This window comes from Streptomyces sp. NPDC002044 (assembly GCF_040296725.1).
In the GTDB taxonomy this organism is placed as follows: domain Bacteria; phylum Actinomycetota; class Actinomycetes; order Streptomycetales; family Streptomycetaceae; genus Streptomyces; species Streptomyces antarcticus.
In genome coordinates this window covers 1-13,769 of sequence record NZ_JBEOXU010000005.1, presented here as the reverse complement: position 1 = coordinate 13,769, position 13,769 = coordinate 1, and the positions used below count along the sequence as shown (strand labels likewise).

Sequence of the window (13,769 nt, the reverse complement as noted above, 5' to 3'; positions counted from 1 at the left end):
CGTACGATCTCCCGTACGCGGCAAGGGTGTTGAGGGCTACCTCGGCGCGACGAACAGGCTCTGCGCGCTCCGACCGATCGGGCCCTTCTCGTCGTGCAGCCGCGCGTCCGCGAGCCCGATCCCGGCCGCGTCCACGCTCGTACGGGCCTCCACGCACGCCCACTCGCCCACCGGATGCCGGTGCAGGTGGACCGTCAGGTCCCCGTTGACGAAGACGTACCGCGCGAAGTCCAGCTCCGCGCTGATGCCGTTGCCCGAGTCCGCGGCGACCAGCACCCGGTCCAGCGGCCTCACGTCCTCCCCCGCGACGAGCGGCACCCGCATCCGCATCCAGCAGGTCCCCGGCCCCCGTTCGACGAACGCGCCCTCGGTGAACCGGGTCTCCATCGCCGAGTGGTAGCCCGTCTCCCACGGCACGGGGAAGAACGGTGTCACCGCCGCCTCCCCCGGCGGCGGCAGCTCCGGCCCCGGAACCACCGTCGGCACCGACTCCGGCGCCACCCTGATCCGCAGCGCCCGCGCCAGCATCACCGGCCGTGCCGCGCCCTCCGGGACGAGCGCCGCCTCCACCACCTCCGTGCTCCGGCCCGCCCGCAGCACGCTCGTGGTCACCTCCAGCGCACCGATCGGCACCGGCCGCAGGATCTCGTACGTGATCCGGGCGATCCGCATGTCCTCCCGGGCACCGGGCCGCTCCTCGACGACGCGTCCCAGCAGTGCGGCGGGCGGCCCGGCGTGCTGCGCGGCCGGGTCCCACGGCCCGCGCGTGTACTCCGTGGCCAGGAAGCGGCCCGCGTCGACCCGCTCGTAGAACCCCTCGGCGGCACTCCTGCGACCAGCACTCATGCCGCGCACGCTACCGAGAGGTAACTCCGGGCACCAGCCCCCGCACCCCGGCTCGGCGGGCGAACCCCAAACCCACCCCCAGCCCCACCGGCACCTCAGCATCCGGCCGCGCGGCCGACTCCGACGGTCGGGCGCGGCCGGCACCGCGAAGGCCCGGATCCCGATCCCGATCCACGGAGGCGGCCCCCGCTCGTGGGTGCCCACCCCCGCCGAGCCCGGCCGCCACACCTGGATGGCCCTGCCCCCCCCCCCCCCCCCGACGGGCAGCCCGTCGGGCATGCCTCACTGGCCGGCACCCGCCTCGGCCGCGTCCTGATCGACCCCGGCGCCCGCGGCCGGGGACTCGGCGCAGCGATGGCGTCCCTGGTCGTCGAACGGGCCTTTGGCGAGCTGGGCGTGCCGGAGCTCGGCCTCGGCGTGTGGTCCCACAACACGGCGGCCCTGCGCGTCCACGAACGGCTCGGCTTCCACACGGTGCGGGTGGACGAGGACGTCGTGGAGGTGGACGGCGTCCGCTGGTCCGCCCACGAGATGCGGCTCACCTGACCGGAGAGGTGACAATGGACGACGTGCCGAAGCAACCCCCTCCCGACACCCCCGCCGAGCAGGACCTGCCCACCCCGCGGGACCTCCCCGCCCTGCCTCTCCTGCGAGCCGACTGCGCGAACTGCTTCGCCCTCTGCTGCGTCGCCCTCCCCTTCGCCAAGTCCAGCGACTTCGCCGCGAACAAGCCCGCGGGCACCCCCTGCAAGAACCTCGGCCAGAACTTCCGCTGCGGCATCCACACCCGGCTGCGCGACTCGGGATACCGAGGCTGCACGGTCTTCGACTGCTTCGGCGCGGGCCAGCAGGTCTCCCAGGTCACCTTCGGCGGCCGCGACTGGCGCGGCCACCCCGGCACCGCCCGTCAGATGTACGAGGTGTTCCCCGTGATGCGGCAGCTCCACGAGCTGCTCGCCTACGTCGCCGAGGCCCTGGCCCTCCCGGCCGCCGCCCCGGTCCACCCCGGACTGCGCCGCGCCCTGGCCGAGACCGAGCGGTGGACCCGCGCCGACGCAGACGCCCTCGCGGACCTGGACGTGGGCACCCTGCGCCAGAAGGTCAGCACGCTGCTCCTGGAGGCCAGCGAGCTCGTACGGTCCAAAGTGCCGGGCCGCACGAAGAACCACCGCGGCGCCGACCTGATGGGCGCCCGGCTCTCCGGCACGGACCTGCGCGGCGCAAACCTCCGCGGCGCCTATCTGATCGCCGCCGACCTCAGCCGGGCCGACCTCCGCACGGCCGACCTGATCGGCGCCGACCTCCGCGACGCGAACCTCCGCGGCGCCGACCTCCGCGACGCGCTCTTCCTCACCCAGCCCCAACTGAACGCGGCCCAGGGCAACCCCTCCACCCGCATCCCCACCCCCCTGACCCACCCCACCCACTGGACCTAACCCCGCCCCTGCCCACCCCAAGCCCCCCTCAGCCCCGCCGCGATTGAGGCGCGGGGCCCGGGGCAGCGCCCCGCAACCCACCAGCCCCCACCCCCAGCCCGGCCCGGCACGGCCCGGCCAGGCACACCCCGACGCCCCGCCCCGCCCCGGCAACGGCACGCCCCCACGCCCCCCACCCCCCGGGACGGAACCGTCACACCCGCGCCAAAAACCCCCGCACGGCAGCGACGAACCCCTCCGGATCCCCCACGTGCACCGCGTGCCCGGCCGGCAGCTCCACCAGCCGCACCCCCGCCCGCCGCACCGTCATCTCCCGCGCGTGCTCCGCCGACAGCACCCCGCTCCGATCCCCCCGCACCAGCAGCGTCGGCCTGCGCACCGCCAGCCAGTCCCCCCAGTGGTCCCCGTTCAGCTCCCGCTGCGAAGCCACCACGTCCTCGGCCTCGAACCCGGTCCCCCACCCGTCCGCGTGCTCCCGCAGGTACCCCTCCAGGTGCGCCGCCGCGCTCCCCACCCCCGCCAGGAAACCGGCCCGCGTACGGGCCCGCCTCGGCCAGTCCCGTACGAACGACAGGTCGTCGTCGACCACCGCCCCGATGTCCTCGACCACCACCGCCCGCACCAGATCCGGCCGCCGCGCCGCGAGCTGGTACGCGGTGACCCCGCCCAGCGCATGCCCCAGCACCACCGCCGGCCCCAGCCCCAGGTGCTCCAGGACGGCCGCGGCATCCGCCACGTACCCCTCCCTCCCGTACTCCCCGGCCCGGTCCGACTCCCCGTGCCCCCGCTGGTCGAGGGTGATCACCCGCCACCCCGGGCCCACCTCGCGGGCCAGCCGCCCGAAGGTCCGCCCGTCCTGGAAGTGCCCGTGCAGCGCGAGCAGCGGAGCGCCGTCCCCGCCGAAGTCGGTGTAGGCGAGCCGGCGGCCGTCCGCCGTCCCGACCGCACCCGGCAGCGGGCCCAGCTTGTCGATGACCCGCCGGCGCAGCAGCTGGTACTCCTCCCAGCGCCTCGGCAGCCGCCCCGCGGGCCGCTTCCCCATCGGCCGCCCCGCGGTCACCGTCTGCCCGCGCCGGAACTGCTCCCGGGTCAGGTCGACCGGTATCCCCCCGGGCAACACGTTCCAGCAGTGGAACCCCTGCTGCTCCCCGTCGTGCCAGACCTCGCCTACCACCAGTTCGCCGCCGACGACGTCCTGGACGATCAGCGCCGTGATGTCACAGTGCCCCCAGGCCGGATTGTCGGCCGTCCACGGGGCCCGCTCCACGTCGTCGGGCGAGCAGGTCTCGGCCGACCATCCCGCCCGGATGGCCGCCTCGATATCGGCAAGGGTCCACGGAGTCGTCATGTCCCCAGCGTGCCGGACCCCACTGACAACGCCCCCGACAAGACGGTGAACAGCAGGCACCCCTCGCAGCACCCGAGGGGAAACGAAACGACCCGGCGGAATCCCGCACGGCTCCACCGACACCCCGACCACCCCGGCGGCACCCCCACCACCCCAGCGGGATCTAATACCGGTCCAGCACATGCGCGTGCGGCAACGGCAGCCCCGGCGCCCCGCCCCCCGGAAACCACCGCCCGTACAGCCCCTCGTACCCCTCCGGCACCACCAGCCCCTGCACCACCGCGTCCGCCACCGACCAGTGCCCCAGCAGCATCCGTACGAGCACCCCGTCGTCCGGCACGAGCCCGCCGCCCGCCAGCTCCGCCACCGCCTCCGGCCCGTACGGATACCCCCGCGCCCGCCGCTCCAGCTCCGGCGCCAGCTCCCGGACCAGCTCCTCCCGCCGCAGGATCCGCGCCATCATCCCGCCGCCCACCGGGTACCGCTGCCGGTATCCGCACCCCCACGCCCGTACGATCCGCCCGACCAGGCTGTCGGCGGGCTCCCGCACGGTGAACTCCGCCACCCGCAGCTCCCAGCACCGCGCCGCCAGCTCGGCGAGCAGCCTCCGCGCCCCCGCCGCGTCGACCGCGCCCATCTCGTGCACCACCAGACTCCGCACGCCGTCCCCGAAGGCCCGCCCCTTCAGCAGCGCGTAGCCGGCCACCGCCCCGTCCCCGTCCTCCAGCACCAGCAGCTCCGACCCGGGCTTCCACGTCCCCTGCGGAACCCGCCCGTCCCAGCCGGCCTCCCGCACCCGGCTCCACGGCCGTTCGGCGTGCACCGCGTTGAAGATCCGCACCACCTCGGGCAGGTCCGCCCCGGTCCCCCGCCGCACCCGACCCACACCACTCCCGCGCCCACCCACCCCACCCACAGCGCCAACACCACCCGTACCACCCGCACCGCCCGCCCGCTCCACGGCGCGTACGGGCACCACCAGCGCCCCTTCCCCGAGCGCCGTCACGAAGCCCCGCTGTTCGTAGGCCCCCTCGATCGCCTCCGACACGAAGCCGACCGCCACCCGCTCCCGCATCCCCGCGACTGCCGTCTCCAGCAGCTCCCGCATGTGCCCCCGCCGACGGTGCTCGGGCCGCGTCTCCACCCCGCCGATCCCCTCGCCGGCCACCGCGACGGCCCCGAACCGCAGCCGGAAGGAGACGACTTCGAGCGAGCACACCGGCTCGGGATCTCCCTCCCGCCGCATCCGGCAGTGCCGCACCCCGCCGACGAGCTGTTCCTCGTACGAGAATCCCTGCTCCATGCGCGCCAGTGTGAAGGTCCCGCCCGGGCGCCCGCCAGACGTGCATGCGCCCCTCGCGCACCCGCACGCCCCCCGACCACCGGCAGGGAGCCCACCGAACGCCCACCGCCACCGCCCGGGCCCGCCGCGGGCCGCGCCCGATGACTCCGCGTAGGCGCCCACACCCACCGGCACCACGCGCACGAGGGCGCCGCGACCGGCCCGAGCACCCGATCACGACACCCTCACGCCCTGACACCCTCACACCCCGCAGCGGCGCGAACTCCACCCGCCCGGAACCCGCGCCCGCGGAGCTCAGGCCGGGCGGATCACCGCCGACCAGCCCTGGCTGCAGTCCAGTCCCGCCGTGGCACACGAGTTCTCGTACAGGTCACCCCTGGAGGTGAGCACCTTCACGTAGACCCGGTCGCCCGCGAGCTTCACGGACACGCCACAGGCGTCCCGCGGCTGCCCGGGCGTCACGGAGCGGCTCAGGTCCCGCCACACGTACCCGCGGTTCGCCGCGAACCGGTACCCGACGTACACCTTCCCCCGGCTCACCACCCCGCTGTACTCGGCACCCGACTGCGAGCCCGGCACCCCGACCGTGTCGATGTCCGCGCACGGACCGGACTGGCCCGGCTGACCGGCCGGTCCCCGGTCGCCCTTCGGCCCCCGGGGACCCGACGGACCCCGGTCTCCCTTGGGCCCCTTGGGCCCCGTACAGGCCGCGCGGTCCCCGTCGTACCCGGAACCGCCCTTGGCGCACGCGGCGACGGCCGCGGACCCCGAGACCCCGTCCACCCCCGGCGCGGCCGCCACGGCCTGGGCCGAGACACCCGTGAGCGCGAGCGCCAGCGGCATCGCGAGACCCCCGGCCAGCCACGCACGCCGACCCGCCCTGATTGCAGAACCCATCCGTCCGCTCCTTCCGTCGCCGTACCGATCGACGTGGAGCATCCCGCGCGATCCCGCACGCGGATCGAATGACTGACGGAATGTCGGACATATATCAGCGAGTCGGCCCAACGACACGCACGCCCACTACGCCGAACGGCGGCCCCTCACCCCGCCCCCCGTACGCCGAGACGACAATCATTGCCCGACGTCACACCCCGTGATACACAGAGTGACCATACATTCCTTCGCATACACATCACCCCGGCCCAGGTCAGAGCGCGCGGGCGGTGCGCGGGTCGGGAGATCGGGTAAAGAGAGCCGCCAAGTCGACGACGGCGCCGGTTTCATCAGGGAAGATAGTGCGTGACCCATGCCGTCGGGCACGGGCTACCGGAACTACCCATACAGGGGCGGTGAGTTGCATGATCCTGGCAGCCGAAAAAGGCGACATCACCACCATCATCGGCGGAATCGCCCCGAACTGGGGGCCTTTCGGCAGTCTCGGCAACGAGGCGAAGATCATGATCGAGGTCGTCATGGCCGTCGCGATCCTCCTGTGCCTCGGCATCGCCATCTGGGGCGCGGCCAAACAGCGCATCGGCGCGACCGCCCTCCGCGACACGTTCAGCGCGGAACAGGGCAAGGGCCTGATCGTGGCCGGCCTCACGGGCGTCTTCATCATCGGCTCCCTCGGCACCCTCTTCACGATCGTCTACGGAATGGCCGTATAGCCGGGCCGCCGCGGCCGTACCTGATGAGGACTCACCACACCGCACCTACGCGGGAACCAGCGCTACCGTCGTACGACGCGGAGGGGGCCGACACGGAATGAGCAACGACGACCAGTACGGCGGCGGCTACGGCGAGGTCGGCGGCACGGGCCAGACCCGCACCCGCCTCCCCGACTCCCCGACGGACGCGTACGGCCCCACCCGCCGCACCCCGCGCACCTCCCGCAGCCTGATCACAGTGGTCGGCGTGGTGGTCCTCCTGATCGCGGCAATCGCCTTCGCAAACCAGTCCCCGGACACCCCCACGACCGAGACCTCGGACAAGTCCCCGTCCGCCAACTCCACGGCGGCCACCGGCACCACCCCGGTCACCGGCAAGTCCTCCGGCATCCCCAGAGGCTTCGCCCACGACGAACAGGGCGCCCAATCGGCAGCCGCCAACTACGCGGTGGCCCTGGGCTCCGAGGCCATGTTCGACGGCGTCCGCAGACGTGCGTTCGTGCAGGCGATCTACCTGCCCGATGTCGTCGCCGCACGCCAGAGCGACCTCGACAAGGTCTACGCCAACCAGGACTTCCTGGCCCGGATCGGTCTCGATGCCGCCGGCAAGGCTCCCAAGGGTCTGACCTTCATCTCCCGAATGAACCCCGTGGGGACGAAGGTCGAGAAGTTCGGCGGGGAGTCCGCCAGCATCTCCGTCTGGTACTCGGCTCTCTTCGGACTCGCCGGCGAGGGTTCGAAGAACCCGGTCTCGGAGAGCTGGTATACGAACACGTTCGAGCTCAGGTGGCTGGACGGAGACTGGCGGGTCGCCGACTTCACGCAGAAGGACGGTCCCGCTCCGGTGGGCCGTGACCAGGCCGCCGCCACGGCGGAGGAGATGGCAGCCGCTGTGTCACAGTTCGGGGGGCTCACCTATGCACGCTAGCCGTCGCGGGATGTCCCTTACAGCAATCGTGGCAGCCGTGCAGGTCACCACCATGCTCCTCGCCACCCGGGCGGTCGCCGCTCCCACCCCGACGCCGGCCCCGACGCCGGAGGCGAGCAATAACCCCTGCGACTTCATCCGAGGCCCGGCCAAGGACTACTGCGAACGCGGTTCCACCGGCGGCGCCGCCTCCCCCGGCCTCGCCCCCAACGATCCCGCCGACGCCCTCAACCCCCTGGCCTCCCTGGCCAAAGGCTGCGCCGACGCCGCAGCCTGGATAGTCACCAAGCTCAGCGAAGCGGTCAAGGGCACCGCCGAAGTCGACTTCACCAACGACACCTTCCTCAAGCAGTACGCCGTCGTCTTCGCCGCCTCCACCATCCTCACCCTCGTCCTGTGGCTCTTCGCCGTCGCCAAGCGCGCCATCCGCGGCGTCCCCCTCACCACCGCCATCTCCGAAGCCATCGGCTTCCTCTGGCTCACCGTCCTCGCCTCCGCCTTCACCCCCCTCGTCCTCTACACGATCGTCTCCGCCACCGACGGCGTCACCGAGGTCATCGCCTCCGCCACCGGCGGCCAGACCGACGTCTTCTTCGGCTCCTTCACCGAAGCCCTCAAGAAGGGCGACGACATCGGCGGCGGCCCGATCATGCTGATCGTCGTCGCCCTCGTCACCGTCCTGGCCGCCGGAGTGCTCTACCTCGAGCTGTTCATCCGCGCCGCCCTCCTCTACGTCGGCGCCCTCCTCGGCGTCGTCGTCTACGCGGGACTCGTCGACCGCAACCTCTGGGGCCACGTCCGCCGCTGGGCCGGCATCATGATCGCCGTCATCCTCGTGAAGCCGGTCATCGTGATCGTCCTCGGCCTCGCCGGCGCCCTGGCCGGCGAGGAAGGCCCCAACGCCTTCTCCGCCGTCGTCACCGGCCTCGCCATCATCCTGCTGGCGATCTTCGCCTCCGCGATGATCTACCGCTTCGTCCCCGGCTTCGGCGACGAGATCGCCTCCGCCCGCTCCAACCGCAGCAAGGCCACCGACGGCGCCCAGGCCGCAGCCGTCATCAGCTCCCCGGCCTCCCTCGTCTCGCAAGGCATCAAGACCCACAGCAGCCGCGGCGCCCACCGCGGCGGCGACGGCGGAGGCGGCGGCTCCCACAGCGCACCCCGCCCCGCCAACCCCATGTCCGGAGGCGTGGCCGCCCACAGCAGCCGCGGCTCGGGCGGCGGAGCAGGCGGCGGATCTGTCCCCTCCGCCGCACCCCCGCCCCGCACGAGCACGAGTTCGAGCACGAGGAACACAGGAGGTGACGGGCGTTGACGACCCAGTCCCACCAGATGCACCCGGTCGCACCCCGCCGCACGTATCTCATCGGCCGTGCCCGGCCGAACGCGATCGTCGGAAAGAACCGCGAGACCGGCGAGATCGCCCTGATCATCGCGGGGGCGTTCCTCGGCATGATGAGCGGACTGCTCGTCCCCGACCTCACCCTGCGCATCGTCAGCCTCGCCGGCTTCCCCATGATCGCGCTCGCCGCCGTGTACGTCCCGTACAAGGGCCGCACCTTCTACCGCTGGTTCGAGATCGGCCGCAGCTACAAGCGCATCCTGCGCCGCGGTACCACCTACCGCTCCGGCGCCATGGAAGCCGGCTTCCGCGGCGCCGACGGCCGCGAGGTCGAAGTCGGACCGCCCCCCGGCATCGGCCGCATCAACTGGCTCGCCGCCCCCTTCGGCCCCGACGAGATCGCCGTCCTCCTCCACGCCGACCGCAGGACCGTCACCGCCGCCATCGAGATCGAGGGCCCCGGCGTCGGCCTGCGCGACAGCGAGGACCAGGAAGCCCTCGTCGACCGCTTCGGCACCCTCCTCAAGCACGTCGCCAACGGCGACGGCTTCGTCACCCGCCTCCAGATGCTCGCCCGTACGCTCCCCGCCGACCCCGACGCCCACGCCAAGGACGTCGCCCGGCGCGGCGACACCCAGTCCCCCGGCTGGCTCCGCGACTCCTACGAGCAGCTCCAGTCGATGGTGTCCACCTCCTCCGAGCAGCACCGCGCGTACCTCGTCGCCTGCATGCACTACACGCGCGAACTCTCCGCCGAGGCCCACACCATCGCCCGCGCCTCCACCCCCCACAAGGGCCGCAGGCTCGACCGCGACGCCGGCCTCGCCATCGTCATGGCCCGCGAGCTCACCGACATCTGCGCCCGCCTCGCCGAAGCCGACATCCGCGTACGCCAGCCCCTGGGCCAGGGCCGCCTCTCCTCCCTCGTGCACTCCATGTACGACCCGGACCACCCCATCGACCACATCCAGGCCATGACCAAGCGCAACGCCTGGCCGGCCGAACTCGACGCGGTGGAACCCACCTACCTGCAGGCCAAGACCCGCGAGTCCTCCACCCGCGCCCCCTGGTGCCACGCCACCGCCTGGGTGAAGGAGTGGCCGATGACGCCCGTCGGCGTCAACTTCCTCGCCCCCCTCCTCGTCCACACCCCCGACGTGATCCGTACGGTCGCCGTCACCATGGACCTGGAGCCCACCGAGATCGCCATCGAGCGGATGCTCACCGAGAAGACCAACGACGAGGCCGACGCCTCCCGCGCCGCCAAGATGAACCGCACCGTCGACCCCCGCGACATCGCCGCCCACGGACGGCTCGACCAGAGGGGTGAAGATCTCGCCAGCGGTGCGGCGGGAGTCAACCTGGTCGGGTACATCACGGTGTCCTCGCGTTCACCGGAAGCCCTCGCCCGCGACAAGCGCACCATCCGCGCCTCAGCCGGCAAGTCCTACCTGAAGCTCGAGTGGTGCGACCGCGAGCACCACCGCGCCTTCGTCAACACCCTGCCGTTCGCCACCGGCATCCGACGCTAGCCGGAAGGAAGTGCCGCCCATGCGCGATCCCATGTCCGCCCTGACGGACGCCTTCACCAGCTTCCTCTTCGGCAAAGTCGAAACCACGCGCCTGCCCGTCCGCACCTCCACCGGGCAGGCGCAGGCCGTCTACCTGCCCACCGCCGCCCCCGGCCTCGGCGACTCCGGCGTCATCATCGGCCGCGAGGTCTACAGCGGCAAGGGCTACATCTACGACCCCTTCCAGCTGTACGGCCAGCAGCTCCCGGCCCCCCACTGGCTGGTCCTCGGCGAGTCCGGCAACGGCAAGTCCGCCCTGGAGAAGACGTACGTCCTGCGCCAGCTCCGCTTCAAGGACCGCCAGGTCGTCGTCCTCGACGCCCAGGGCGAGGACGGCTTCGGCGAGTGGAACCTGATCGCCCAGCAGCTGGGAATAACCCCCATCCGCCTGGATCCGATCGCCGCGAACGACGACGGTATCCGCCTCAACCCGCTCGACCCGGCCATCACCACGACCGGGCAGCTCGCCCTGCTCCGCACCATCATCGAAGTCGCCATGGGCCACGGCCTCGACGAACGCGCCGGCTTCGCCCTCAAGGTCGCCCACGCCTACGTCGTCGACACCATCCGCGACCGCCAGCCCGTCCTCACCGACATCGTCGAACAGCTCCGCCACCCGAAGCCCGAATCGGCTCTCGCGATGAACGTCGACATAGACGACGTCCGGGCCTGGGGCCTCGACGTCGCGCTCGTCATCGACCGCCTCGTCGACGGCGACCTGCGCGGCATGTTCGACGGCCCCACCACCGTCGGCATCGACCTCGACGCGCCCCTCATCGTCTTCGACCTGTCCCACATCGACCGCAACTCCATCGCCATGCCCATCCTGATGGCGATCGTCGGCGTCTGGCTCGAGCACACCTGGATCCGGCCCGACCGCAAGAAGCGCATCTTCCTCGTCGAAGAGGCGTGGCACATCATCAACAGCCCCTTCGTCGCTCAGCTGTTCCAGCGCCTCCTGAAGTTCGGCCGCCGCCTCGGCCTGTCCTTCGTCGCCGTCGTCCACCACCTCTCCGACGTCGTCGACGGCGCCGCCGCCCGCGAAGCCGCGGCCATCCTCAAGATGGCCTCCACCCGAACCATCTACGCCCAGAAGGCCGATGAGGCCCGCGCCACCGGCCTCGTCCTCGGCCTGCCCCGCTGGGCCGTCGAGATCATCCCCACCCTCACCCCCGGCATCGCGGTCTGGGACGTCAACGGCAACGTCCAGGTGGTCAAACACCTCATCACCGAAGCCGAACGCCCCCTCGTCTACACCGACCGCGCCATGACCGAGTCCTCCGCCCCCGCCCCCCTCCACGACGACATGCTCGCCGCCGAACTGGAGGCGGAGGAACGGGCCCTGTCCATCGAGCGCCGCCGTGGCGGCCCGGGCGCCGCGACCACGGTGGCCTGACCATGCCCGACGCACGACGTACGGACGCCTCCGCCCGCGGCGGCGTCCCCGACGGCCTGCTCCTCGGCCTCCTCGGCTTCCTCCTCGGCCTGGCCGTCCTCGTCTGGACGGCCACCGGCCTGGCCGCCCTCTTCGCGAAGGGCGCCTGGCCGGACACCGTCACCTTCACCCGCACCCCGGACGCCATCCGCGCCCTGATAGCGCAGCCGCACGACGTCCCCGGCGCCTGGCCCGACACCACCGCCGAAGCCCTTCCGGGCTGGGGCCTGTTCTGGGGGCTGTTCGTCAGCCAGCTCCTGGTCATGTTCGTCCTGGCGGTCTTCGCCATCGGCGTGATCGCCCGCACCAAATCCCGCCGCGCCCTCGCCCGCCAGGCCGCCGGCGAACCGGCACCCCACGACGCCGCCCGGGCCACGCCCACCCCGGCAACCGCCGCCGAGGCCAAGGCCCACGCGTACGCACCCGTACCGCCGGCCCCCGCCCCGACGGCCGCCCTCCCCACCCCGGCCCCAGCACCGCCGGCCCCACCGCACATCCCCGGGCCACCCCACATCCCCGCCCCGCACCACGCGCCCGTCTCCGCCGCCGCACCGCTCGCCGCGGCCCCGGCCGGCCCGGTACGGCCCACGGCCGCCGACCGCGTCCCGGACCGCACCGGCCCCCCGGCCGACGAGGCCTACCGCTACGGCTTCGGCTACGCCCCCGCCGCCCCGCCGCCCCTCACCACCCCGCCGCGGCGACTGGCCTACGCCGGCCCCGCGGAGCGCCACCACCTCGCCGCTCAGGCCATCGCCGCCGCCGAGGGCGCCGCCCTCGTCGTGACCTCGTCCCCCGCCCTGTGGGCCGAGACCAAGGACGCCCGCGCCAAACTCGGCCCGGTCCTCCTCTACGACCCCTCCCACCTCTGCGACACCCCGGCCCGCTTGCACTGGAACCCGGCCGAGGGCTGCGCCGACCGCGACACCGCCGCCGCCCGCGCGACCGCCCTGCTGGCCCCCGTACGCCCCCAGGCCCGCCTGGACGCCGCGGTCGCCGACACCGCCGAAACGCTCCTGCGGAGCTGGCTCCAGGCGGCGGCCCTCGACAACCGACCCTTCAAGCACCTGCACCGCTGGACCCAGGGCACCAACGCCCAGGAGCCCGTACGCGTCCTGCGCACCCACCCCCACGCCGCGGCCGGCGCCGCCGGGGAACTCGAAAGCGCGCTCACCGCCCACCCCGAACGCCGCGAACTGGCCCAGCACCTCACGGCCCGCGCCCTCTCCTGCCTGGCCTCGATCCACATCCGCGAGGCATGCACCGCGAACCGAACCGATTCCCTCACTCTGGCTTCGTTCCTCGGCGAAGGGGGCAGCCTCTACGTGGTGGGCGAACCGCTGGAAGACCCCCGTACCCACCCGGGTGCGATGCCGTTGCTCACCGCACTCGCCTCGCACGTGGTCGAGCACGGCCGCCGCATGGCCGCACGGTCATCCCGCGGTCGGCTCGACCCACCACTCACCCTGATCCTGGACGACGTGGCGGCCGTGGCCCCCGTCCCCCAGCTCCCGGACCTGCTCACGGACGACGCCCTCCCGCTGCTCGCCCTCTGCCGCAGCCGCGAACAGGCCCGCTCCCGCTGGCCCCACACCGACCTCCCCTAAGCCCCGGGCCCCCGGCCGGGGCGTTGAAACTGGTCCGGAACGCAGAAAAGCCCCGCACCATAAGGTGCGGGGCTTTCCCACAATAATTGTTCGGCGGCGTCCTACTCTCCCACAGGGTCCCCCCTGCAGTACCATCGGCGCTGAAAGGCTTAGCTTCCGGGTTCGAAATGTAACCGGGCGTTTCCCTAACGCTATGACCACCGAAACACTATGAAATTTGAACACTGGCTGACAACACAGCTGTTCGTTATTTCAGAACTAACACAGTGGACGCGAGCAACTGAGGACAAGCCCTCGGCCTATTAGTACCAGTCAGCTTCACCCGTTACCGGGCTTCCACATCTGG

At 72.6% G+C, this 13,769-nt stretch carries 12 protein-coding genes and 1 rRNA gene; 8 read left to right on the top strand and 5 right to left on the bottom strand.

What is annotated here, in order from left to right:
• Positions 1–36: 36 nt before the first annotated feature.
• Complete coding sequence (locus ABT106_RS02325; RefSeq protein ID WP_351271043.1) at positions 37–846, bottom strand: thioesterase family protein; 810 nt, start codon at positions 844–846, stop codon at positions 37–39.
• Between the two features lie 192 nt (positions 847–1,038).
• On the opposite strand from ABT106_RS02325, the gene ABT106_RS02320 reads away from it, so the two are divergent.
• Positions 1,039–1,392, top strand: coding sequence for a GNAT family N-acetyltransferase (locus ABT106_RS02320; protein ID WP_351271040.1), 354 nt, complete (start codon positions 1,039–1,041; stop codon positions 1,390–1,392).
• A gap of 14 nt (positions 1,393–1,406) precedes the next feature.
• Positions 1,407–2,282, top strand: coding sequence for a pentapeptide repeat-containing protein (locus tag ABT106_RS02315; RefSeq protein WP_502979165.1), 876 nt, complete (start codon positions 1,407–1,409; stop codon positions 2,280–2,282).
• A 193-nt stretch (positions 2,283–2,475) separates the two neighbouring features.
• Here ABT106_RS02315 and ABT106_RS02310 read toward each other — a convergent pair whose 3' ends face one another.
• From ABT106_RS02310 to ABT106_RS02300, 3 genes are all read right to left on the bottom strand, one after another.
• Positions 2,476–3,630 (bottom strand): alpha/beta fold hydrolase, encoded by a 1,155-nt coding sequence (locus tag ABT106_RS02310; protein WP_351271037.1) that lies wholly within the window; start codon positions 3,628–3,630, stop codon positions 2,476–2,478.
• A 163-nt stretch (positions 3,631–3,793) separates the two neighbouring features.
• Positions 3,794–4,933: a GNAT family N-acetyltransferase gene (locus ABT106_RS02305; protein WP_351271034.1), complete on the bottom strand. Its 1,140-nt coding sequence runs from the start codon at positions 4,931–4,933 to the stop codon at positions 3,794–3,796.
• A gap of 294 nt (positions 4,934–5,227) precedes the next feature.
• Positions 5,228–5,830, bottom strand: a complete 603-nt coding sequence (locus tag ABT106_RS02300) for a hypothetical protein (protein ID WP_351271031.1) — start codon at positions 5,828–5,830, stop codon at positions 5,228–5,230.
• Between the two features lie 404 nt (positions 5,831–6,234).
• On the opposite strand from ABT106_RS02300, the gene ABT106_RS02295 reads away from it, so the two are divergent.
• The 6 genes from ABT106_RS02295 (at position 6,235) to ABT106_RS02270 (ending at position 13,423) form a co-directional block, all read left to right on the top strand.
• Positions 6,235–6,543 (top strand): DUF8827 family protein, encoded by a 309-nt coding sequence (locus ABT106_RS02295; RefSeq protein ID WP_031145169.1) that lies wholly within the window; start codon positions 6,235–6,237, stop codon positions 6,541–6,543.
• Between the two features lie 97 nt (positions 6,544–6,640).
• On the top strand, positions 6,641–7,471 hold the full coding sequence (locus tag ABT106_RS02290; RefSeq protein ID WP_351271028.1) for a hypothetical protein: 831 nt from the start codon (positions 6,641–6,643) through the stop codon (positions 7,469–7,471).
• A gap of 10 nt (positions 7,472–7,481) precedes the next feature.
• Complete coding sequence (locus ABT106_RS02285) at positions 7,482–8,786, top strand: hypothetical protein (RefSeq protein ID WP_351271025.1); 1,305 nt, start codon at positions 7,482–7,484, stop codon at positions 8,784–8,786.
• Entirely contained in the window at positions 8,783–10,345 is a 1,563-nt protein-coding gene (locus tag ABT106_RS02280; RefSeq protein ID WP_351271022.1) for an SCO6880 family protein, read from the top strand. The genes ABT106_RS02285 and ABT106_RS02280 overlap by 4 nt, the downstream gene beginning before the upstream one ends.
• 19 nt (positions 10,346–10,364) lie before the next feature.
• Complete coding sequence (locus tag ABT106_RS02275; RefSeq protein WP_351271020.1) at positions 10,365–11,780, top strand: ATP-binding protein; 1,416 nt, start codon at positions 10,365–10,367, stop codon at positions 11,778–11,780.
• A 2-nt stretch (positions 11,781–11,782) separates the two neighbouring features.
• Positions 11,783–13,423 carry a P-loop NTPase family protein gene (locus ABT106_RS02270; RefSeq protein ID WP_351271017.1) on the top strand — a complete coding sequence of 547 codons (1,641 nt, stop codon included), beginning with the start codon at positions 11,783–11,785 and terminating at the stop codon, positions 13,421–13,423.
• Between the two features lie 88 nt (positions 13,424–13,511).
• Here the strand turns inward: ABT106_RS02270 and rrf are convergent.
• Positions 13,512–13,628, bottom strand: a 5S ribosomal RNA gene (gene rrf, locus ABT106_RS02265).
• Positions 13,629–13,769 lie beyond the last annotated feature (141 nt).